General features: G+C 42.5%; 16 protein-coding genes. 10 read left to right on the top strand and 6 right to left on the bottom strand.

The window, feature by feature from the left end; all coding sequences use genetic code 11:
* Positions 1–96: 96 nt before the first annotated feature.
* From N745_RS12350 to N745_RS0109310, 3 genes are all read right to left on the bottom strand, one after another.
* Positions 97–1,167: a CobW family GTP-binding protein gene (locus N745_RS12350; RefSeq protein WP_024851857.1), complete on the bottom strand. Its 1,071-nt coding sequence runs from the start codon at positions 1,165–1,167 to the stop codon at positions 97–99.
* Positions 1,151–2,494: an FAD-dependent oxidoreductase gene (locus N745_RS0109315; RefSeq protein ID WP_024851856.1), complete on the bottom strand. Its 1,344-nt coding sequence runs from the start codon at positions 2,492–2,494 to the stop codon at positions 1,151–1,153. The genes N745_RS12350 and N745_RS0109315 overlap by 17 nt, the downstream gene beginning before the upstream one ends.
* Positions 2,495–2,620: 126 nt before the next feature.
* Positions 2,621–2,971: an ArsR/SmtB family transcription factor gene (locus tag N745_RS0109310; protein WP_051453396.1), complete on the bottom strand. Its 351-nt coding sequence runs from the start codon at positions 2,969–2,971 to the stop codon at positions 2,621–2,623.
* 120 nt (positions 2,972–3,091) lie between these two features.
* Here N745_RS0109310 and N745_RS0109305 point away from each other — a divergent pair, with 120 nt between their 5' ends.
* The 5 genes from N745_RS0109305 (at position 3,092) to arsJ (ending at position 7,607) form a co-directional block, all read left to right on the top strand.
* Positions 3,092–4,057 carry a permease gene (locus tag N745_RS0109305; RefSeq protein WP_024851854.1) on the top strand — a complete coding sequence of 322 codons (966 nt, stop codon included), beginning with the start codon at positions 3,092–3,094 and terminating at the stop codon, positions 4,055–4,057.
* Between the two features lie 21 nt (positions 4,058–4,078).
* Entirely contained in the window at positions 4,079–4,690 is a 612-nt protein-coding gene (locus tag N745_RS12520) for a thioredoxin family protein (RefSeq protein WP_024851853.1), read from the top strand.
* 73 nt (positions 4,691–4,763) lie between these two features.
* Positions 4,764–5,255, top strand: coding sequence for an arsenate reductase ArsC (locus N745_RS0109295; protein WP_024851852.1), 492 nt, complete (start codon positions 4,764–4,766; stop codon positions 5,253–5,255).
* A gap of 23 nt (positions 5,256–5,278) precedes the next feature.
* Positions 5,279–6,307 carry an ArsJ-associated glyceraldehyde-3-phosphate dehydrogenase gene (locus N745_RS0109290; RefSeq protein WP_024851851.1) on the top strand — a complete coding sequence of 343 codons (1,029 nt, stop codon included), beginning with the start codon at positions 5,279–5,281 and terminating at the stop codon, positions 6,305–6,307.
* A gap of 79 nt (positions 6,308–6,386) precedes the next feature.
* Complete coding sequence (arsJ, locus tag N745_RS0109285; RefSeq protein ID WP_024851850.1) at positions 6,387–7,607, top strand: organoarsenical effux MFS transporter ArsJ; 1,221 nt, start codon at positions 6,387–6,389, stop codon at positions 7,605–7,607.
* Between the two features lie 6 nt (positions 7,608–7,613).
* Here the strand turns inward: arsJ and N745_RS12345 are convergent, their stop codons facing one another.
* The gene (locus N745_RS12345; protein WP_024851849.1) at positions 7,614–8,186 is read right to left on the bottom strand and encodes a DUF2628 domain-containing protein; all 573 of its coding nucleotides are present in this window, start codon (positions 8,184–8,186) and stop codon (positions 7,614–7,616) included.
* A gap of 118 nt (positions 8,187–8,304) precedes the next feature.
* Between N745_RS12345 and folM the strand changes: the two genes are divergently transcribed.
* A complete protein-coding gene (gene folM, locus N745_RS0109275) occupies positions 8,305–9,027 on the top strand; it encodes a dihydromonapterin reductase (protein ID WP_024851848.1) in 723 nt (240 codons plus the stop codon).
* A 7-nt stretch (positions 9,028–9,034) separates the two neighbouring features.
* Here folM and hemH read toward each other — a convergent pair whose 3' ends face one another.
* A complete protein-coding gene (gene hemH, locus N745_RS0109270; RefSeq protein WP_245595678.1) occupies positions 9,035–10,186 on the bottom strand; it encodes a ferrochelatase in 1,152 nt (383 codons plus the stop codon).
* 274 nt (positions 10,187–10,460) lie between these two features.
* Between hemH and N745_RS0109265 the strand changes: the two genes are divergently transcribed.
* The 3 genes from N745_RS0109265 (at position 10,461) to N745_RS0109255 (ending at position 13,498) form a co-directional block, all read left to right on the top strand.
* Positions 10,461–10,670: a cold-shock protein gene (locus N745_RS0109265; protein WP_024851846.1), complete on the top strand. Its 210-nt coding sequence runs from the start codon at positions 10,461–10,463 to the stop codon at positions 10,668–10,670.
* Between the two features lie 251 nt (positions 10,671–10,921).
* Positions 10,922–11,947, top strand: a complete 1,026-nt coding sequence (locus N745_RS0109260) for an HlyD family secretion protein (RefSeq protein WP_024851845.1) — start codon at positions 10,922–10,924, stop codon at positions 11,945–11,947.
* Positions 11,948–11,956: 9 nt separating this feature from the next.
* Positions 11,957–13,498: a DHA2 family efflux MFS transporter permease subunit gene (locus tag N745_RS0109255; RefSeq protein ID WP_084657343.1), complete on the top strand. Its 1,542-nt coding sequence runs from the start codon at positions 11,957–11,959 to the stop codon at positions 13,496–13,498.
* A gap of 86 nt (positions 13,499–13,584) precedes the next feature.
* Here the strand turns inward: N745_RS0109255 and N745_RS0109250 are convergent, their stop codons facing one another.
* A complete protein-coding gene (locus N745_RS0109250; RefSeq protein WP_024851843.1) occupies positions 13,585–16,485 on the bottom strand; it encodes a methyl-accepting chemotaxis protein in 2,901 nt (966 codons plus the stop codon).
* 325 nt (positions 16,486–16,810) lie between these two features.
* On the opposite strand from N745_RS0109250, the gene N745_RS0109245 reads away from it, so the two are divergent.
* On the top strand, positions 16,811–17,347 hold the full coding sequence (locus N745_RS0109245) for a hypothetical protein (RefSeq protein ID WP_024851842.1): 537 nt from the start codon (positions 16,811–16,813) through the stop codon (positions 17,345–17,347).
* Positions 17,348–17,432: the final 85 nt, after the last annotated feature.

Raw genomic sequence — 17,432 nt, 5'->3', positions numbered from 1 at the left:
CGCCTATTGTATAAGGGTTTGGGTTAATTGCGCTGACAGTAAGCGGTGCATTATAGCATTAAATATAAAATAATTCCTGACCTAATTGGTTGGTTATTAAGATGTTTGATGTCGAGTAAAAAGGGCTTTTGATAAGTTGGTCTCTAAACGGGTAATATCTTGTGGTGTAAGTGGTGCATTGAAAATAAGCTCCAGGCGGCTGTCTTGACGCCAGGCAATGTCACTTAGCTGTGCGTTATCATCCACCCAATTGAGTTGCTGCCATTCGTTTCCAGTTTTAATCAGCCCTTTTGCGCGTAATAATTGATGAGATTTATTTGATACCAGCGCGTCTAACCAGGCAAGAAATCGCGTGCGGTGAAATTGTAGTGTTGAATCAAATATCCATCCAATAGTGCTGGTGTTGCCGATACGCATTTCTGAACGAGTACATAAGGGGAGAGATGAGGAGAATGGCTGTGCAGTGCCGGCTGTTTGTTGCGCGTGCTCTTCCAATCCTGCTAGCAGGTAAAAAGGTTGTTTGGTTTGTTTAAAATCTACCAGGCTGGGGGTGATGGCATTGGTCTGGCTTTTCAGAGAGCAGAATGTCACCTTTTCTTTTGGTGGGTAGATGTTGGCTAAAAGGGCTTTGGTAGCCTCTAATTCTGCTTGAGATGCTAAGTCGGTTTTGTTGACAATGAGTGTGTCGGCAAGGGTAACGATATCGCGCATAATGGCGGATTTTTGCCAGCGATCGGGTGTAAGTTGCTGTGCTGTTGCGACGCTGATAATACCAGAAATGAAGAGTTGTTCATTAAAGGGCGGTTGTTTTAAAAGGTCGATGATTTTGGCAGGATGTCCCAAGCCAGTGGGTTCAATGAGAATGCGGTCAACGTTTTGTGACAATAGTGTTGAGAGTGCTTGCTGGTAGCCATGAAATGCGGTGCAGCAAAGACAGCCTCCGGATACTTCTACAATTGGTTGCGAGTTGGTTTCTGAGGTTTGTAAGGTGGCGGCATCAATACCGATTTCGCCGAAGTCATTGATTAACAATCCCCAGGTTTCATTTTGAGGTTTTGTCTTAAGGAGGTGTTGAATAAAAGTGGTTTTGCCACTCCCGAGTAGTCCGGTAATGAGGTTTACCGGACACTTGGTGTTTGTGGGAGATTGCTTAGAGGTCTTCACCATCTAGCAAGTCGTTGATCAATTGTTCACGTTTCATTGGAACGCCTAAACGTTCGCAGATGATTTTTGCATCGCGATAGGCATTACCCAAACAAGTGGTTGCGCCTGGTGATGGTGTCATATTGAAAATAATGTGATCATTTTCAGGAACAATGCTGGCCTCGCCTAGCTTAAGCTCTCTGGTTGTTTTATCAATAACCTGAGGGCGAACACCACCATAACCATCAGCATAGCAAATGTCTGGTGCTTTCAAATCAGGTAGGATTTTTTGCGCATCTTTGACGAACAGGCGTTTGTTCAACCAAGGCACTTCAAACAAGAAGTTCTTAAGTACATAGTTACGAATGGTGCTGTCACGCATTAAGTCCCAGAAAACTTTTAGAACCTTGCCATCTAATTTTAAGCTACGCCAGAAATCAAGGTAGGTGCCACCAGTATAGCGCTCCAGTTTTGGAAGCATTAAGGCTGTTGGCCCCAAGCGAGTTTTGTCTGGTGCGGTTAGGTCTGGATCGCCGTGAATGGCTGCGAACGGTAATTTGTCGTTTTGCATGGTATAGACTTTACCGTTTAGGGTTTTTGGCGTGAAATAGAAGCTACCTGCCATTGGCAAAATAGACAAATCCATGCCGTGACCCAGTTGGTTTGCAAGCAGTAAGCTGTGCGCGCCAGCAGAAACAACGACAAAGCGCGCGTTAAAAGTGCCTTGCGCTGTTTGGCATTCGTAGTGGTCGTGTTCTACTTCAACGATACGCTCTACTTCTGTGCTCAGATAAACTTGAACGTCTTTACCAGCTTTACGCGCGCTGTCGATAAAAGAACGTGATAGGTTGCCGTAGTTGACGGCAGAGTATTCATCCGTACAACCGCTGGCTAGAATTTTTTCAGGGCGAGGTTTGCCATCTTTATAGGCAACTGATGGCTCAACTTCAGCAATACGATCAAAGTCCCAAAGCTCCATGTATGGAAAGGCTTCTTTGAACTCTTCGTGACGTTTTTCTAAGCGCTCACACTCTTCGTCACCAACCGCTAGAATCATTTTTGGAAACTTAAAGATGAAATCGTTTTTGTCGACTTGCTCTGAATAACGTACCAGCATGTTAGCTGTGTGCTTAACTTGCACAGCTTTTTCAAGGGTGTAGTTGGTCTCAATGTCACCGCAATGCAAGGTTTGGCTGTTGCTGGTGGCATTAGAATTTAAAGCAGCGATATTACCGTACTTTTCCAAAATGCAGATGTTTTTGATGTCGGTATATTTTGCTAGAAGGTAGCTCAGGGCTGTACCTGTGATACCGCCACCAACTATAACAACATCAAAATTTCGGGTTCGCATAGACTTGTCCATTTCTTTGAAATTCAGAGCAGGGTATTATAAAACGATTTTATGGAATTAATAAGTGTTTTCTAATCTAATTTGGTTTTGTGCCACTTTCTACTATTATCATTTTACGCGGTATTTTTAGATATTACATTGTCTTTCTTGCGTTTCGTAAGTCTCAAGCGATGTAAGGTCTTGTTGGCAAGTTTCAATCTGGCTAAGTTGTTCTTTTAGGGTTTCCAGATAAGTCATCGGTAGGTTAGTGGTTTCAATTTGATAATGCATCCAAGTACCTTGGCGATGAGATTTAACCCAACCGGCGTTTTTTAAATAGGCCAAGTGTCTTGAGATAAGACTTTGTCCAGCTTGCATGACAGTGACAAAATCACAAACACAAAGGTCTTCTCTGTTAAGTAATAAGTAGAGAATACGTAAGCGCATAGGTTCGCTCAAAGCTTTAAAAAACTGGCTATAGGCTTCAATACTCGTCATGGTGACTCCGCTTTAAATGTGACAATTTTGTGATGATGTTAAATATTTATTTGAATATATCCGTATAAACGGATATTATGGATTTAACACTATTGTTTCTTATATTAACAGAGATTAAATATGTTTGATCAAATTGCAAATTTTTTCGTGTATCAAGTCTTATCTATGACTGAGCATACGCAAGCAGCAGATTCCTTACACTTTTTTGTAATGGATCTTTTGAAGATATTTTTCATGCTGGTGGTGATTATTTATGTCATTGGCTTATTTAGAGCATTTGTTTCAACCGAGTGGATTCGAGATAAAGTGCAGGGCAGAGCTAAATGGGTGGCCAGAAGTTTGGCAATTACGCTGGGTAGTGTGACACCTTTTTGTTCTTGTTCATCAGTTCCCTTGTTTGTTGGTTTTGTGGAAGCAAGAATTCCGATGGGGATTACCTTTGCGTTTCTAATTGCCAGCCCAATGATTAATGAAGTCGCAGTAGTATTGCTCTGGAGTATTTTGGGTTGGAAAGTCACGTTGCTTTATGTAGCTGCTGGTTTAGTCGTAGCCTATATAGGTTCTATTGTACTTGAGTGGTTTAAGCCTGAGCGCTGGGTAGAATCTTATGTGTGGGAATTGAAAAGCCACGGCTCAGCAAAGGGTGCGATGAATGAAAAAATGACTTGGACGCAGCGTCATCAGTTTGCCCGTGAAGAAGTAAAAACAATCGTAAACCGAATTTGGAAGTGGATCGTTGTCGGGGTAGGGCTTGGTGCTTTATTCCATGGCTATGTTCCGCAAGAGTGGGTAACAACTTATTTGAGCGGTAGTTCAAACTGGTGGTCTGTGCCTGCGGCAGTATTGCTAGGTGTGCCTCTTTATTCTAATGCAACAGGCGTGGTACCTATTGTTGAAGCTATGCTGAATAAAGGCGTGCCGATTGGTACCAGTTTGGCATTGATGATGAGTATTGCTGCTTTGTCATTACCTGAATTATTGATTTTAAGAAAAGTGATTCGTTGGCCTGCATTGGCTGCATTTGTTGGCGTATTGAGTGTCGCTTTTATATTGGTTGGTTATTTATTTAATTTTTTGTTTGCTTAGTTTTACTTAGGAGTTAAAGGCATGAAAGATAATTTAATGGTTCGTATGATGACTTCGATGATTCTGTTGTCGATTATTTTGGCGCATGTATATGGACAAGTTAATTTGTTCCAGATGAATTGGTTATGGTTGAGTATGTTCGCTGCTTTCATGGGATTGCAAGCCACTTTTACAGGATGGTGCCCAAGCAACTTGATAGGGAAGTTTTCTAAATCTGGTGAATGTTGTCCTGGCGGAAGTTGTTCATCATCAAGTGCTGAACCTAAAAAGACAGAATCGTCTTGTTGTTCGGATACAAAGGATGATGCTTGTTGTTCAGATACAAAAGAAGAGTCATGTTGTTCGGACAATGCTGAGGGCACCTGTTGTGGTTCTTCAGAAGAAGGAATGGTCATCAAGGTTTTAGGTTCAGGTTGTGCAAACTGCGAAAGCACCATTAAACGTATTGAAACTGTTGCGCAAGAAATGGGTGTTGCTGTGAATGTGGTTGCTGTTCATGATGTCGCTAAAATTTTGGAATACGGCGTAATGTCAACGCCAGCCGTTGTTATTAGCGAAGAAGTGATTCACTCTGGCAGCATCCCATCAAAAGAGAAAATCCAAGACTGGCTTGAGCAAGCGCCTAAAAAATAAAATGTCATCAGACTTTCATATTTTCGTCATTTAATATTGATGGAATGTATAGGTTTTGTTGTGGGAGATTGAGATGTTTAACGTTTTATTTTTATGTACCGGAAATTCGGCACGTAGCATTATGGCGGAAGTGTTATTGAACAATTGTTCCGATGGACGCTTTAAGGCTTATAGTGCGGGAAGTAAACCAGCGGGAAAAGTGAATCCGATAGCGTTAGAGCTGTTAAATAATGCACAACTTCAGACAGAAGGGTTGCGTTCGAAAAGTTGGGATGAATTTTCTCAACCAGGTGCACCGCATATGGATTTGATTATTACCGTTTGTGACTCGGCGAAGGGCGAAGTTTGCCCAACTTGGCCGGGACACCCTGCGCTGGCTCACTGGGGAATTGAAGACCCTGTAGTTGCTGGTAGTGATGATGTGAAGCCTTTTAAAGATGCGTTGCGTTATTTGGAAAATCGTATTCGTCTGTTTGCCGAACTGCCTGTCGAGAAGTTAGAGCATTTGAAGTTACAACAGCATTTGCAAGAAATTGCTGCTTTAGATGATGCTGACGACGCATAGTCATTTTTAATTAAGGATAAAAGATGAAAAAAGTTCGTGTTGCCATTAATGGATTTGGAAGAATGGGGCGTTTGGCATTAAGAGAAGCTTTTGATTGGCCTCATGTCGAGTTCGTTCATATCAATGAAATCGCAACGGATGTGGTTGGTTCTGCGCATTTACTTCACTTTGATTCTGCGCATGGACGCTGGCATCATGAAGTGTCTGCAGATACCGAAAATAATATGATCTGTATTGAAGAACAGGTTATCTCTTATTCAAGCAATGCTGCTATTGCAGATACCGACTGGGCTGCTTTGAATGTGGATGTGGTGATTGAAGCCACAGGTAAATTCCGCACCAAAGAAGCATTGCAGTCTTATATGCATCAAGGCATTAAGCAAGTGATTGTGGCAGCACCGATGAAAGAGGGGATTAAGAACATCGTCATGGGGATTAATGATGACGTGTTTGTTGCCGGTGCAGATCCAATTATTACCTCTGCTTCTTGTACCACCAACTGTATTGCGCCCGTGATTAAAGTCATGCACGAAAAGCTCGGTATCAAGCATGGCATGATTACCACTATGCATGACCGCACCAATACGCAAAAAGTGGTCGACCATGGTCATGCTGATTTGCGTCGTGCAAGAGCATCGTTTGAATCTCTGATCCCGACGACGACAGGTTCAGCAAAAGCCATCGGAACGATTTTTCCAGAGTTGAATGGTCGTTTAAATGGTATTGCCGTGCGGGTGCCTTTTATGAATGCATCCCTAACGGATTTGGTATTGGAAATGGAGCGTGAAACTTCGGTAGAAGAAGTAAATGCTTTATTAAAAGACGCGTCTGAAACCTATTTGCAAGGTATTTTAGGTTTTGAAGAACGTCCGTTGGTTTCAGTTGATTTTGAAGGTGAACCTTGTTCATCGGTGATTGATGCACCATCAACAATGGTAGTTAGCGGTACACAAGTAAAGTTACTTGCTTGGTACGATAATGAAATCGGTTACGTGCTTCGCATGATGGAACTAGCAGTAAAAGCCGGGCAGCTGAACGCTTCAGTCCACTAATTTTCGTGTAAACCAATAAAATCTGCCAGGCTGGGTCAGGCGTGCCAAAGTCCCAGCCTGGTAGATTTTGGATGACCTTATGATTCGACTCTCTGCACTGCAGCAATATGGTTTGGTGACAACCAACTACTGGGCATTTACCCTGACAGATGGTGCAATCCGTATGTTGGTGTTGCTTTACTTCAATCAACTCGGTTATTCTCCATTTGATATTGCCTTACTTTTCCTTTTATACGAATTTTTCGGTGTTGTTACTAACCTGATTGGCGGCTGGCTGGGCGCAAGATTAGGTCTTAATGTCACGATGAATCTTGGCCTAGTATTGCAAGTAGTTGCGTTGTTAATGCTCACGGTTGATGTCAGCTACTTAACGGTGGCTTATGTAATGGCAGCTCAAGCATTATCCGGTATTGCCAAAGATTTAAACAAGATGTCTGCAAAGAGCTCGATCAAAAGCTTGGCATCTGATGCCAGTGGGCAGTTGTATTCCTGGGTAGCGTTGCTGACAGGGTCAAAGAATGCGTTAAAAGGCGTTGGCTTTTTCATAGGCGCAGCTCTATTGGAGGGTATTGGATTCACCAATGCACTCTATGTTTTGGTCGCTATCATTATTTTGCCTTTGATTTTATCCATTTTCCTATTGGATAAGTCGCTTGGTAAAGCGAAAGGCAAGTCTAAGTTCAGTGAGATTTTTTCCAAGTCACAAGCCATCAACTGGTTGTCTGCGGCACGCTTCTTTTTATTTGGTGCACGAGATATTTGGTTTGTGGTGGCGCTACCTGTGTTTTTGGAATCTGTTCTCGGTTGGTCGTTTATGGCGGTGGGAACATTTATGGCGGCATGGGTGATTGGTTATGGTTTTGTGCAGGCGATAACACCAAAATTAACGGGCCTGAAAAAAGGCAAAAACATAGAGGCGGGTCAACATAAGCCGACTTCTTTAACCGCAATGAAGCTTGCAGTGGTTTTGGCATTGATTCCAATTGTAATGGTGTTTTTATTGTCTTGGCATCCACAAACAGTGATTGTTGTCGGCTTGATGATTTTTGGCGTAGTGTTTGCGCTGAACTCAGCGGTGCATTCTTATTTAATCGTGTCTTTTGCTGATGAAGATGGCGCATCAAAAGATGTTGGTTTTTATTATATGGCGAATGCCGGAGGGCGTTTAGTCGGGACTTTGCTGTCAGGTTTGACCTATCAGTTTGCAGGCATGGAGGCCAGTTTAATTGTGTCGTCTATTTTCGTGATATTGGCTGCGGCATTGGTGTTAAAAGCCAAGCCGCATGAAGAACTTGCGTAGATTTTTTTAGTGGTGTGTGCCTGTCAAAGCAATGGATACAACCATTAAAAATACAACGGCGTAGACAATAAGTGCCGCCCAAGCGACCCAGGTATGGAAACCGCCTACTTTTTCCATCGCTTCAAACCGATCTTCTTCTGTTTCATAGCGGTTTTCTACTTGCTGCTTTAGGGTGGCGTAACGTTTGATTATAAAATAAGGGCCTATGCCGCCTAAAACAACCATGCTGATGATGCCGCCAAAAGGAAGAAAGCTGATGGTTGAGGTGACAATAAATGTGATGAATGCAGGCAAATAGGCTTTGCGGTAGAGTAAATATGCCCAGCCGCCAAAAAAACTCCACCAACTCCAGTTCCATTGAAGGTTCGGTGTACCTGTTGTCATCATTTTATCTAATGCATTCTGATAATAAGTTATTTTAGAAGGTTTTTGTATAAAGGCTTCTAGCATCGCTAGGTCATAGCGCTCTTGTTCCTCATCAACGGCTTCAAGTGTCGAATCGGTTGTAGGTTGTTCAATAGCTGATGTTGTCGTTTCTTTATCTTGTTCTTGGTTATTTTGATTAGGTGTTTCCGTCATTCCTAATATCCTGATATGATTATTTTTATCGAGTCAGCTTACCATATTGAAACGGTTGTGCAAACGATAAAAGTAGTCAAAACTTAATAACAAATCACCAATAAGGACAAAGCAAAAAATGCTTGGAGACAAACTAGAGAATGCGGTGTTGATTACGGGTGCTGGACAGCGGATTGGACGCTTTTTGGCGCAGCGCTTTTTAGATGAAACCGATTATCCCGTGATCTTTACCTATCGCACAGAGCGCCCAGCAGTAGAAGAGCTGAAGTCTGCCGGTGCTTTGGGAATTCAAGTTGATTTTACGCATCCTAACGCTGTTCACGATTGTTGTTCTGTTTTGACTGAAAAAGTTCAGAGTTTACGTGCTGTCATTCACAATGCTTCGCTTTGGATTGATGAGCAGCTTGTCTTACAAAAACCGGAATTGATGCAAGCGATGTTTGATGTCCATGTCCATACACCTTATCAGTTAAACCAAGTTTGTTTGCCGCTGTTGCAAGCCAGTTCTTGCGAACAAAAAGATATTATTGCCTTGTCTGATTGCCGCACTTCGGAAGGTAAAGCGGACTATGCCGGTTATTTAAGCAGTAAAGCGGCATTGGAATCTTTGATGTTATCTCATGCCAGAGCGTTTGCACCTGACGTAAAAGTGAATACGATAGCACCAGGGTTGGTTTGTTTTAATGAAGGGGATTCGGAAGACTATAAACAAAAACGTTTAGATGAAAGTGCGATTCCAAAACCCGCAGGTATGGAATCGATTTGGCAAGCTGTAGACTTCTTGATGAATAGCCCAACTTCAACGGGTTCTAAAATTGAGATAGGGCAATTAATGCGTTAATGCAATACTACTGGTTTTGCATTTTCTCTGCATTGGCTTTTACTTTTTGTCTTTCCAATGCATCAGCAGAGGCGTCTAAACCTTGTCTTTCCGGCCAGCCTAATGTTTGAGTCAGAATAATATCAGTTAGCGCGTCAGTATGGTCTTCTCGTGAATTGAGCGCTGGAATATAGCTGAATTTTTCTCCACCAGCTTCCATAAAGTATTCTCGATTTTCCTGATCTATTTCTTCGATGGTTTCCAAGCAGTCGGCAGAAAACCCAGGGCAGATGACTTGTACGTGTTTCACACCTTCTGATGGTAAAGCTTTCATAGTCGCATCGGTATAGGGTTTGATCCATTCCTCTTTACCGAACAAAGATTGGAAGGTGACACGGTATTCATCAGAACTAAGCCCAAGCTCTTCAGCAACCAGCCTTGAAGTGACATGACATTCACAATGATAAGGGTCGCCACCATCAAAATAACGTTGTGGGATGCCGTGATATGACATGACAAGTAAATCGGGTTTGCCGTGTTCTGCTTGGTGTTCACGAATAGAATTTGCCAGCGCTTTAATATAACCGTGGTGTCGATGGTATTTGGCAACAAAGCGCAGGTCGGGTACCCAGCGCCAACTTTGTAAGGCTGCTGACACAGCATCAAATGTCGAGCCTGTTGTGGCTGCGGCATATTGAGGGTACAAAGGCAGTATGACAAACTTTGTGCAACCTTTTGCCGCGAGACTTTCCAAGGCAGATGCAATGGACGGATTGCCATAGCGCATGCCCAATGCAAACTCAACACGACCGCTAAAGTGAGGTCTAACTTTGTTGGCAATGGCTTCCAGTTGCGCCTTGCCTATATCCAATAACGGGGAACCTTCGCCATAGTGCCCCCAGACTTCCTGATAGGCTTCCGCGGACTTTGCTGGGCGGGCATTCAAAATAATGCCGTTTAGAATCAGTTTCCACAACCATCTTGCTGGAGGCGGCTCAACAACTCGCGTATCTAATAAAAACTCTTTCAGATATGGCTTCAATGCTTCTTTGGTAGGTGCGTCCGGTGTACCTAGGTTGGTAATCAAAACGCCTACGGCTTGGTCGTTTCCATGTTCAAATTCGATTGGGTTGTGATAAGGCATGAGTAAGTATTCTCTATTAGATATTGTGACTATCATAAAAAAAACTTAGGGTATTGGAAAGCATTGCTATTACTAGATTAAGCTTAAAAACGTGTTTTTGCTGTTTTTTGGATTGATTCCTAAGAGTTTTTTTGTTAAAAAGCTATTTGGAACAACTGATTTTTTCAAAAGTCACTTCTGTCAATGCGCCTTTTATCGGTTTTTGTGTCGGCAAGTTTTATGTTTGCCTGACTGGATGTATTTCCTCAGAGTAACCTTAGATAGATTAGGAATTCCAGCACTATCATTTATTTAAGTAAAAGGAAGAAGCATGTCAGAAGCAGTTTCAGGCACTGTTAAGTGGTTTAATGACGAGAAAGGATTTGGGTTTATCGAACAAGAAGGCGGAAAAGATGTATTTGTACACTTTTCAGCAATTCAAGGCGGTGGACGTCGTACTCTTGTTGAAGGACAAGCGGTAACGATGGAAGTTACTCAAGGTGAAAAAGGGCCTCAAGCGGAAAATGTAGTTCCAGCTTAAATAACCCTCTGCCATTTTAGTCAAAGTCTTGTTGCTTTGATTAATTAAGCCCCGGTTCTGCCGGGGTTTTTCTTTTCTATACACCTGAAAATATAGACGCTGCTTGTTGCTGGATGATTTTCTGCTCATTAAGTCATGAAGTTGGCGCTAAAAGCAAAGCTATAAGTTTGAGTATGGCTTACAATATAAAAGGATGTATAGTACAGGCTTTTAGTTATTGCACCTATCGTTGATTCAGGGTTCTGAGATTTATGGTGAAACGTTTAAAATTATTATTTCTTTTGTTATTGGTTTCGGCTGCCGTGGCGGGTGGTTATGCATGGTTGCAGTACCGAGCAATCCATCCTTCAACTTCGGATGCGTATGTGGAGGCAAACAGAGTCTATTTGAGTCCACAGGTTGAAGGGGCTGTATCTGAGGTGCTGGTGCGCTCTTATCAGCAGGTCAAGAAAGGACAGTTGTTGATGAAAATCGACGACAGCCATTATCAGCTAACCTTATCTCAAGCTCAGGCACAAGTGGCTTTGTCGAAAACTCAGGCCACTTCAGCAGAGGCAGATGAAAAAACAGCGCAAGCACAGGCGCGCGAAGCGATGAATGAAAAAGCCTATTTGTTGTTGGATTATCACCGCATTAAGTCTCTGACCAAAAAAGGGTTAGCGTCGCAACAGCAAGCAGACGACTCCAATTTCAAGCTCAAGGAGGCCGTTGCCAAGTATGAAGCGGCGGAATCGGAAATTGCCGCTGCTCAAGCACATCTGCAACAAGCCCAAGCGCAAATTGCCGCCGCGCAAGTGGCTGTGGATACCGCAAAATTAAATATCTCGCATACTTTGATTACCGCACCTGCTGACGGATTTTTAGGACAGGTAGATGTTCGTCCAGGTAAATATGTGGCGGTAGGCGAAAAATTGTTTCCAATGATTGGCACCAATGAGTACTGGGTGTCAGCCAATTTTAAAGAAACCGATTTGAATCACATTAAGCTAGGTCAATCGGTGGCAATCAGTTTGGATATGTATCCCGATCAAAAGTTTACGGGACGAGTCGAATCGATTAGCCCGGCCAGCGGGGTAGCATTCTCGTTGATTCCATCTGAAAACGCGACAGGAAACTGGGTAAAGGTGACGCAACGTTTTCCGGTTAGAATTCAGATTGTGCCGAAAGATAATCAGGCGCAAAGCTTGTCGCATTTACGGATTGGATCAAGTGCGACTGTCACTATCGACACTCAGTCTGTCGCCTCTCAACCAACGACTCAATCAATCAGCGAGTAAGTTGTCACCATGTCGACTTCAGAGACGGCTACCAACCCTCAAACCCATCAGCAAGAAAACCCAGTTGCCAAACCGGGGGTCTCGCGTGGTCTGATTACGGTGACGGTCATGTTGACCACCATTATGGTGGTGTTGGATATGACCATTGTCAATGTCGCTTTGCCGCACATGATGGGCGCTCTGGGGGCGACTTCTGACCAGGTTAGTTGGGTGTTGACCAGTTATATCGTTATTGAAGCGATTATGATTCCGCTCACCGGATTTTTGGTGAGGATGTTTGGCCGAAAGCGTTTGATGATGATTTGTATCGCTGGGTTTGTGATTTCATCCGGATTGTGTGGTCAGGCGGACAGTTTGTCCGAGATGGTTGCATTTCGAGTATTACAGGGTATGTTCGGTGCGTTTGTCGTGCCCTTGTCGCAATCGATTATGGTCGATATCTTTCCGAAAGAAGAGCGTGGAAAGGCGATGGCATTGTGGGGTGTCGGCGTGATGGTTGCTCCGGTATTAGGGCCGACTTTGGGTGGCTATATTACCGCGCACATGGATTGGCGTTGGATTTTTTATATCAATCTGCCTGTCGGTATTTTGAATTTTGTGCTGGCATCGGTTTTATTGTTAAGTGAGCCGAATCAGCGCGTAAAAGCCGATTGGACTGGGGCGTTTTTTATGGCGCTGGGGATTGGTAGTTTGCAGTTTGTCTTGGACAGAGGCAACGAAGATAACTGGTTTGATTCTTTAACCATTCAAGCCTTTTCTCTAGTGAGTTTTTTATCGTTGATGTATTTTGTCGTTCGATCGTGGAACCGAGAAGACAGCATCGTCAACCTCGCTTTGCTTAAAGACCGTAATCTCGCTACTTCTTGTTTTATGATGTTTGCTTTTGGGTTGGGGATGTTTGGCACCATTGCTCTACAGCCTTTGATGTTGGAAAATCTCTTTCATTATGATGCCATGACTACAGGTATGGTGATGGCGCCGAGGGGATTGGCATCAGCAGTCGCCATGTTTGCGATTTCGCGTTTTATTAATAAAGTTGATTTACGAAAACTGATTTTTGTTGGGTTCTGTTTCGCAGCCTCCGGCACTTACCTCTTTACTGTTGAAAGCCTAGATTCTGCCGAGTTAAATTTTATTTTACCAAGTGTTATTCAGGGATTTGGTATGGGAATGATTTTTATTCCTTTGTCTACCTTGGCATATGAAACCCTACAAAAATCACAGTCTAGTGAAGCTGCCGGTATTTACAATGTGGCGAGAACGCTCGGTAGCTCAGTTGGTATTTCGATTGCCATGACCGTGCTCTCACACAGTAATCATATGAGTCAAGTCGGGCTGAGTGCGCATATTACACCAAACAATCCCGAGGTTACTCGTTGGTTGGCCAATCAAAACCTTACTCTCAATTCGCCCACCGCTATTCAAACCTTAGCTGACGAAGTGAATCGTCAAGCGATGATGATTGCCTTTAGTGATACCTTTTGGGTCGTGATGCTGAGCTTTATCGTGCTCATGCCGTTATTAATGCTGATCAAAAGACGTTCATTTTGATTGTTGATGAAGCGGACGGACCCAGCCTGGTAGATTTTGGCGTTGTGAAGACAAAACCTGCCAGGCTGGGGTGATTTGAGTAGAGGCTAGTTGAGTGACTTGGTATTGCCTATATTGAATTTTTTCATGCTTTCAATAAGGTCGTCCGATGCTTGCTGAACTTGTTCGACGGTTGAGAAGGTTTCTTCTACCAGTGCAGCGTTTTGTTGCGTAATGTTATCAATGCTTGAAATGGCATTGTTTACTTCGGTAATACCTTTGGCCTGTTCTGAAGATGATTGGGATATGTCATTGACCACTTTTTGCAACTCTTCAGTTTTTTCGGTAATTTGTTCCAGTTGCTGGTTAACCGAGTCTACTTTGCCGACACCGCTATCAATAGCGATAGCCGTTTTTTCAATAAGTTGACTGATTTCTTTTGCGGCATCTGCAGATTTAGCTGCAAGGCTTCTTACTTCGCCCGCTACCACAGCAAAACCACGTCCATGTTCACCAGCTCTTGCCGCTTCAACAGCAGCATTTAAAGCCAATAAGTTGGTTTGAAAGGAAATGCTGTCAATTAGACTCGTGATGTTTTGGATTTGCTCGGATGCCGTTTTAATATCTGCCATGGCAGTTTGGGTTTCCGACATGACTGCGTTGGCACTATGTAAAGCGCTAACCTGTTGATTGGCAATTGTTGCCGCTTCTCGGGTTGATTCCATGTTGTGATGAACTTGAGAGGCTGTTTGCTCCATGGCCGCAGAAGTTTCTTCTAGTGAAGCGGCTTGTTCCTGTGTACGTTCATTTAAGGATTCAGTGCCAGAAGCAACTGAAGAAACTGAAGAGGAAACAGATTGCGCAATATTAGTAATGTTTGCCATGGTCATGCGCAAATCTTCGATAGATTGGTTAATTGCCTGCTTGGCTTCATCAATAGCAAACTCATAATTATTGGTGATTGGATGCGTAAAGTCGCCAGCAGCAATACGTTGTGCAGCTTTAACAATATCTTCAAAACCAGCATCCAGCCTTGACATGGAATCATTAATTGTTTGTGCTAGTTTTTCAATGTCGCCATGTGCTGATACAGAAACGGATTCGTTAAAGTTGCCACGTTTCGCCATTTCCATTACACGAGTGATTTCGGCAAACACTTCAGAAAGAGTAGACATTGTACTTAAGCAGTCGTCGACAACTTGGTAGTAAGCCCCCTTAAGGTTGTTTTGGTGTTCGTGGTCAAACTCACCATTTTTTAGGTCGTTCATAACTTGGGCTATTTGGGCGAAAGTATTGTTTAACCCTTGTGTGGTGTTATTCACGGAATCTTTCAGAAGCCCGAAATCGGATTGGAAAGGGTAGTCAATTTGGCGATCCAAATGACCTTCTTCAATTTCTCTTAACGACATGGATGTCTCGGAAATAGCAAATTGAGTCAGCATCGCTTGTTGGTTATAAGCCGCGCCCATTTGTGCGACTTCATTATTGCCGTATGAATCCAGTCTTAAGAAAAGGTTTGAGTCTTTTACCGCTTCATGAATGGCGTCTTTAGATTTTCTGAGCGGTAGAATAATAAAGAAAACAACAAAGCTAATAAAGGCAATAATCGCAATAGCAAGCATGCCTAGAGCAATGTAAAATCCTTTGTCGATTGGCGCATACAAGCCTTCAAGTTCGTTGTGCATTGTCTGCGCATCTTCAGAAACGATTGAGTAACCGATGATTTTCCCTGCATCATTCTGAATTGGGATGGCGGTATGTATATAGCCATTATATAACCAAGTTTGTCGCTTAATTAACTCTGAAATAGGCATGTCTTTCAATACTTTGACTTGCAGGCTTTCAGAGCGAGAAGAGCGCCCCTTATGCCCGACGACATAGTGTCCGTCATTGCCAACAGGACGGTTATTGATATTGCCCCCAATCGTCCCACCTAGAGTTGCAACAAATTCTTTATTTAGAATAGGAGTGAATAGTAAGCGATCTTTTAGCAGTTGGCGTCTAACCGAGCCCGTTCCTTGAATAAGCTCAACCGAGGCACGATATTGCCCTCCATTATCAAATACAGGGATTAATGTGCGGAAGCCTATACCGTGCTCGCCAAGCTCAAATACGGTTTTAATTTTTGGTTTTTTTATTTGTTCAACGATATAAGCACGATTATTCTCGCTGATTTCATGCTGGTCATACCCATGCCAAGAGCGGTAAAAAGAAACGCCATTTGCATCGGTAATATCAATTCTGATGTTTTTAAAAGTTGTATGTTTAGCATAGAAGGGTTTTAGCGCATTGAAATAATGCGTTAGCATCGGTAAATCTTTTTTGACAATGGCTTTACGAACATCAGGGTTGATCATTAAGCCAGTAATAATAGACTCACCAACATTTTTCTTACTGACAAATAGGTTGTGTATGGTGATGCGTGTTTTTTTGTTGTAGTTAGCCAGTGTTTGATTTTTTACTTTGTGCTTTTCATTTAACTCATTGATATAAAGAAATGAAGCGCTCGCCACGGCAAAGATTAGTGCAAATAATATCATTAGATTTTTAGCTTCAAAATGATATAACCCTACCGATCGGAGAATGCGGAAGCTCCAGGTTTTGATTAACTGACCTTCTTTAATCAGTCGTATGCCTTTCTCTAGATCGCGGTAGGTCTTTTGTATTTTGGGAATGGCCTCGCTATCAAGTATGCGTTTGATGGTTGTGTAGCCTTGATATTCACCATTTTCAATAAAAGGCAAACAGCTCATTTCTGTCCAATAATCTTCACCGGACTTCTTGATTTCATGCGCATAAAAGTAATAAGGCTTGCCGGAACGAAGTGTTTTTGCCATATCTTCGGTCAGGCTTTTAGGGTATGGCTTTCGTAGGAAAGAAATATGTTGGCCTATAACCTCTGTCTTGCTATAACCTGTCCATTCTAAGTAGTCCTGATTAATTTCAGTAATGTTGCCATCTGCATCCACACGCAGAACCAAGCGAAAATTTTGGCTGCCCTCACTCACTATGAACACCTCTGTTATGTAAGTTTATTATTCTATTCCGAATAGTATGAAGAAATAATGGGGCGTTTAACTAGCTATGTCAAGCTTGTAAAAGTCGTATTCCCATTACATTTTTATATATGGTGAGCAATGGTTTAGATGAGTGGATAGTGTTTTATCATAGGCTTGAGTTATTTCTGTCAGGTTGTAAGTTACACTCGTTGAAATTAAGTGAATGAGCCTTTTTGAGGCCAAATAACGGAAGTGTCGAGTATAAAAGTTTATATTGGCATAATGCCTGCTTTGCCTTCGGCGACAATTTTTAATTTAAATCGAGAGCAGTAATATGGATGGCAAAATCGATTGGCAGGAGCCAACAACATTCAGAAATCAAATGGCTTTTAACAGCGCTTTGGCAGTATTGAAGAGTGGATTAAAGTATCTGAATTGTTTTAACCTTATTTGTGTATTTAGTGTTTTTTACGTATTGCCGGTTAAAGCTGAAGTAAAGCATAGTTATTCTGTTACAACACTCAAAGAAAAATATGCGTCTTCGCCAGATGCTTTATTTAGAACCTCTACGCCTTCTGAGATGTTTGCTTCTCGGCAAGTTAGAGCTATGTCGCCTAATCAGTTAATGAGTGGTGGAGTATCGTCGTTGACGCCAAATGAGATGCTGATTCGCCGTACACAAGGTTTTATTAATCAAGTATCTAATACCGGAGAAGACTCTCCAAGGGTGTTAGCTATTTTAAAACAGTGGAAGACACTAGAGCCCAAGTTGCTTGCTATGGCTAAGAAAGATTCTGAAGTTAATGAACTGTTGCATTACTTAAAAGGATTGAAGCACGTATCCGATGATTTACAGCCTCCTACACCTTAAATATGTTTTGATGTTTGAGTTTGCCTGAAAAAGACAAATGAAATACTATGGATTGGAATCAAGCGAAGTTGCATTTACGGGATTT

It is taken from the genome of Hydrogenovibrio kuenenii DSM 12350 (genome assembly GCF_000526715.1).
Taxonomy (GTDB): domain Bacteria; phylum Pseudomonadota; class Gammaproteobacteria; order Thiomicrospirales; family Thiomicrospiraceae; genus Hydrogenovibrio; species Hydrogenovibrio kuenenii.
The sequence above is the reverse complement of the archived record's forward strand: the minus strand, read 5'-3'. Positions and strand labels throughout refer to the sequence as shown.

Excerpts from the sequence above, each read along its gene's own strand:
- N745_RS12350 (WP_024851857.1), bottom strand. The coding sequence starts at position 1,167 with ATGGTGAAGACCTCTAAGCAATCTCCCACAAACACCAAGTGTCCGGTA.
- N745_RS0109315 (WP_024851856.1), bottom strand. The coding sequence starts at position 2,494 with ATGCGAACCCGAAATTTTGATGTTGTTATAGTTGGTGGCGGTATCACA.
- N745_RS0109310 (WP_051453396.1), bottom strand. The coding sequence starts at position 2,971 with ATGACGAGTATTGAAGCCTATAGCCAGTTTTTTAAAGCTTTGAGCGAA.
- N745_RS0109305 (WP_024851854.1), top strand. The coding sequence starts at position 3,092 with ATGTTTGATCAAATTGCAAATTTTTTCGTGTATCAAGTCTTATCTATG.
- N745_RS12520 (WP_024851853.1), top strand. The coding sequence starts at position 4,079 with ATGAAAGATAATTTAATGGTTCGTATGATGACTTCGATGATTCTGTTG.
- N745_RS0109295 (WP_024851852.1), top strand. The coding sequence starts at position 4,764 with ATGTTTAACGTTTTATTTTTATGTACCGGAAATTCGGCACGTAGCATT.
- N745_RS0109290 (WP_024851851.1), top strand. The coding sequence starts at position 5,279 with ATGAAAAAAGTTCGTGTTGCCATTAATGGATTTGGAAGAATGGGGCGT.
- arsJ (WP_024851850.1), top strand. The coding sequence starts at position 6,387 with ATGATTCGACTCTCTGCACTGCAGCAATATGGTTTGGTGACAACCAAC.
- N745_RS12345 (WP_024851849.1), bottom strand. The coding sequence starts at position 8,186 with ATGACGGAAACACCTAATCAAAATAACCAAGAACAAGATAAAGAAACG.
- folM (WP_024851848.1), top strand. The coding sequence starts at position 8,305 with ATGCTTGGAGACAAACTAGAGAATGCGGTGTTGATTACGGGTGCTGGA.
- hemH (WP_245595678.1), bottom strand. The coding sequence starts at position 10,186 with ATGATAGTCACAATATCTAATAGAGAATACTTACTCATGCCTTATCAC.
- N745_RS0109265 (WP_024851846.1), top strand. The coding sequence starts at position 10,461 with ATGTCAGAAGCAGTTTCAGGCACTGTTAAGTGGTTTAATGACGAGAAA.
- N745_RS0109260 (WP_024851845.1), top strand. The coding sequence starts at position 10,922 with ATGGTGAAACGTTTAAAATTATTATTTCTTTTGTTATTGGTTTCGGCT.
- N745_RS0109255 (WP_084657343.1), top strand. The coding sequence starts at position 11,957 with ATGTCGACTTCAGAGACGGCTACCAACCCTCAAACCCATCAGCAAGAA.
- N745_RS0109245 (WP_024851842.1), top strand. The coding sequence starts at position 16,811 with ATGGATGGCAAAATCGATTGGCAGGAGCCAACAACATTCAGAAATCAA.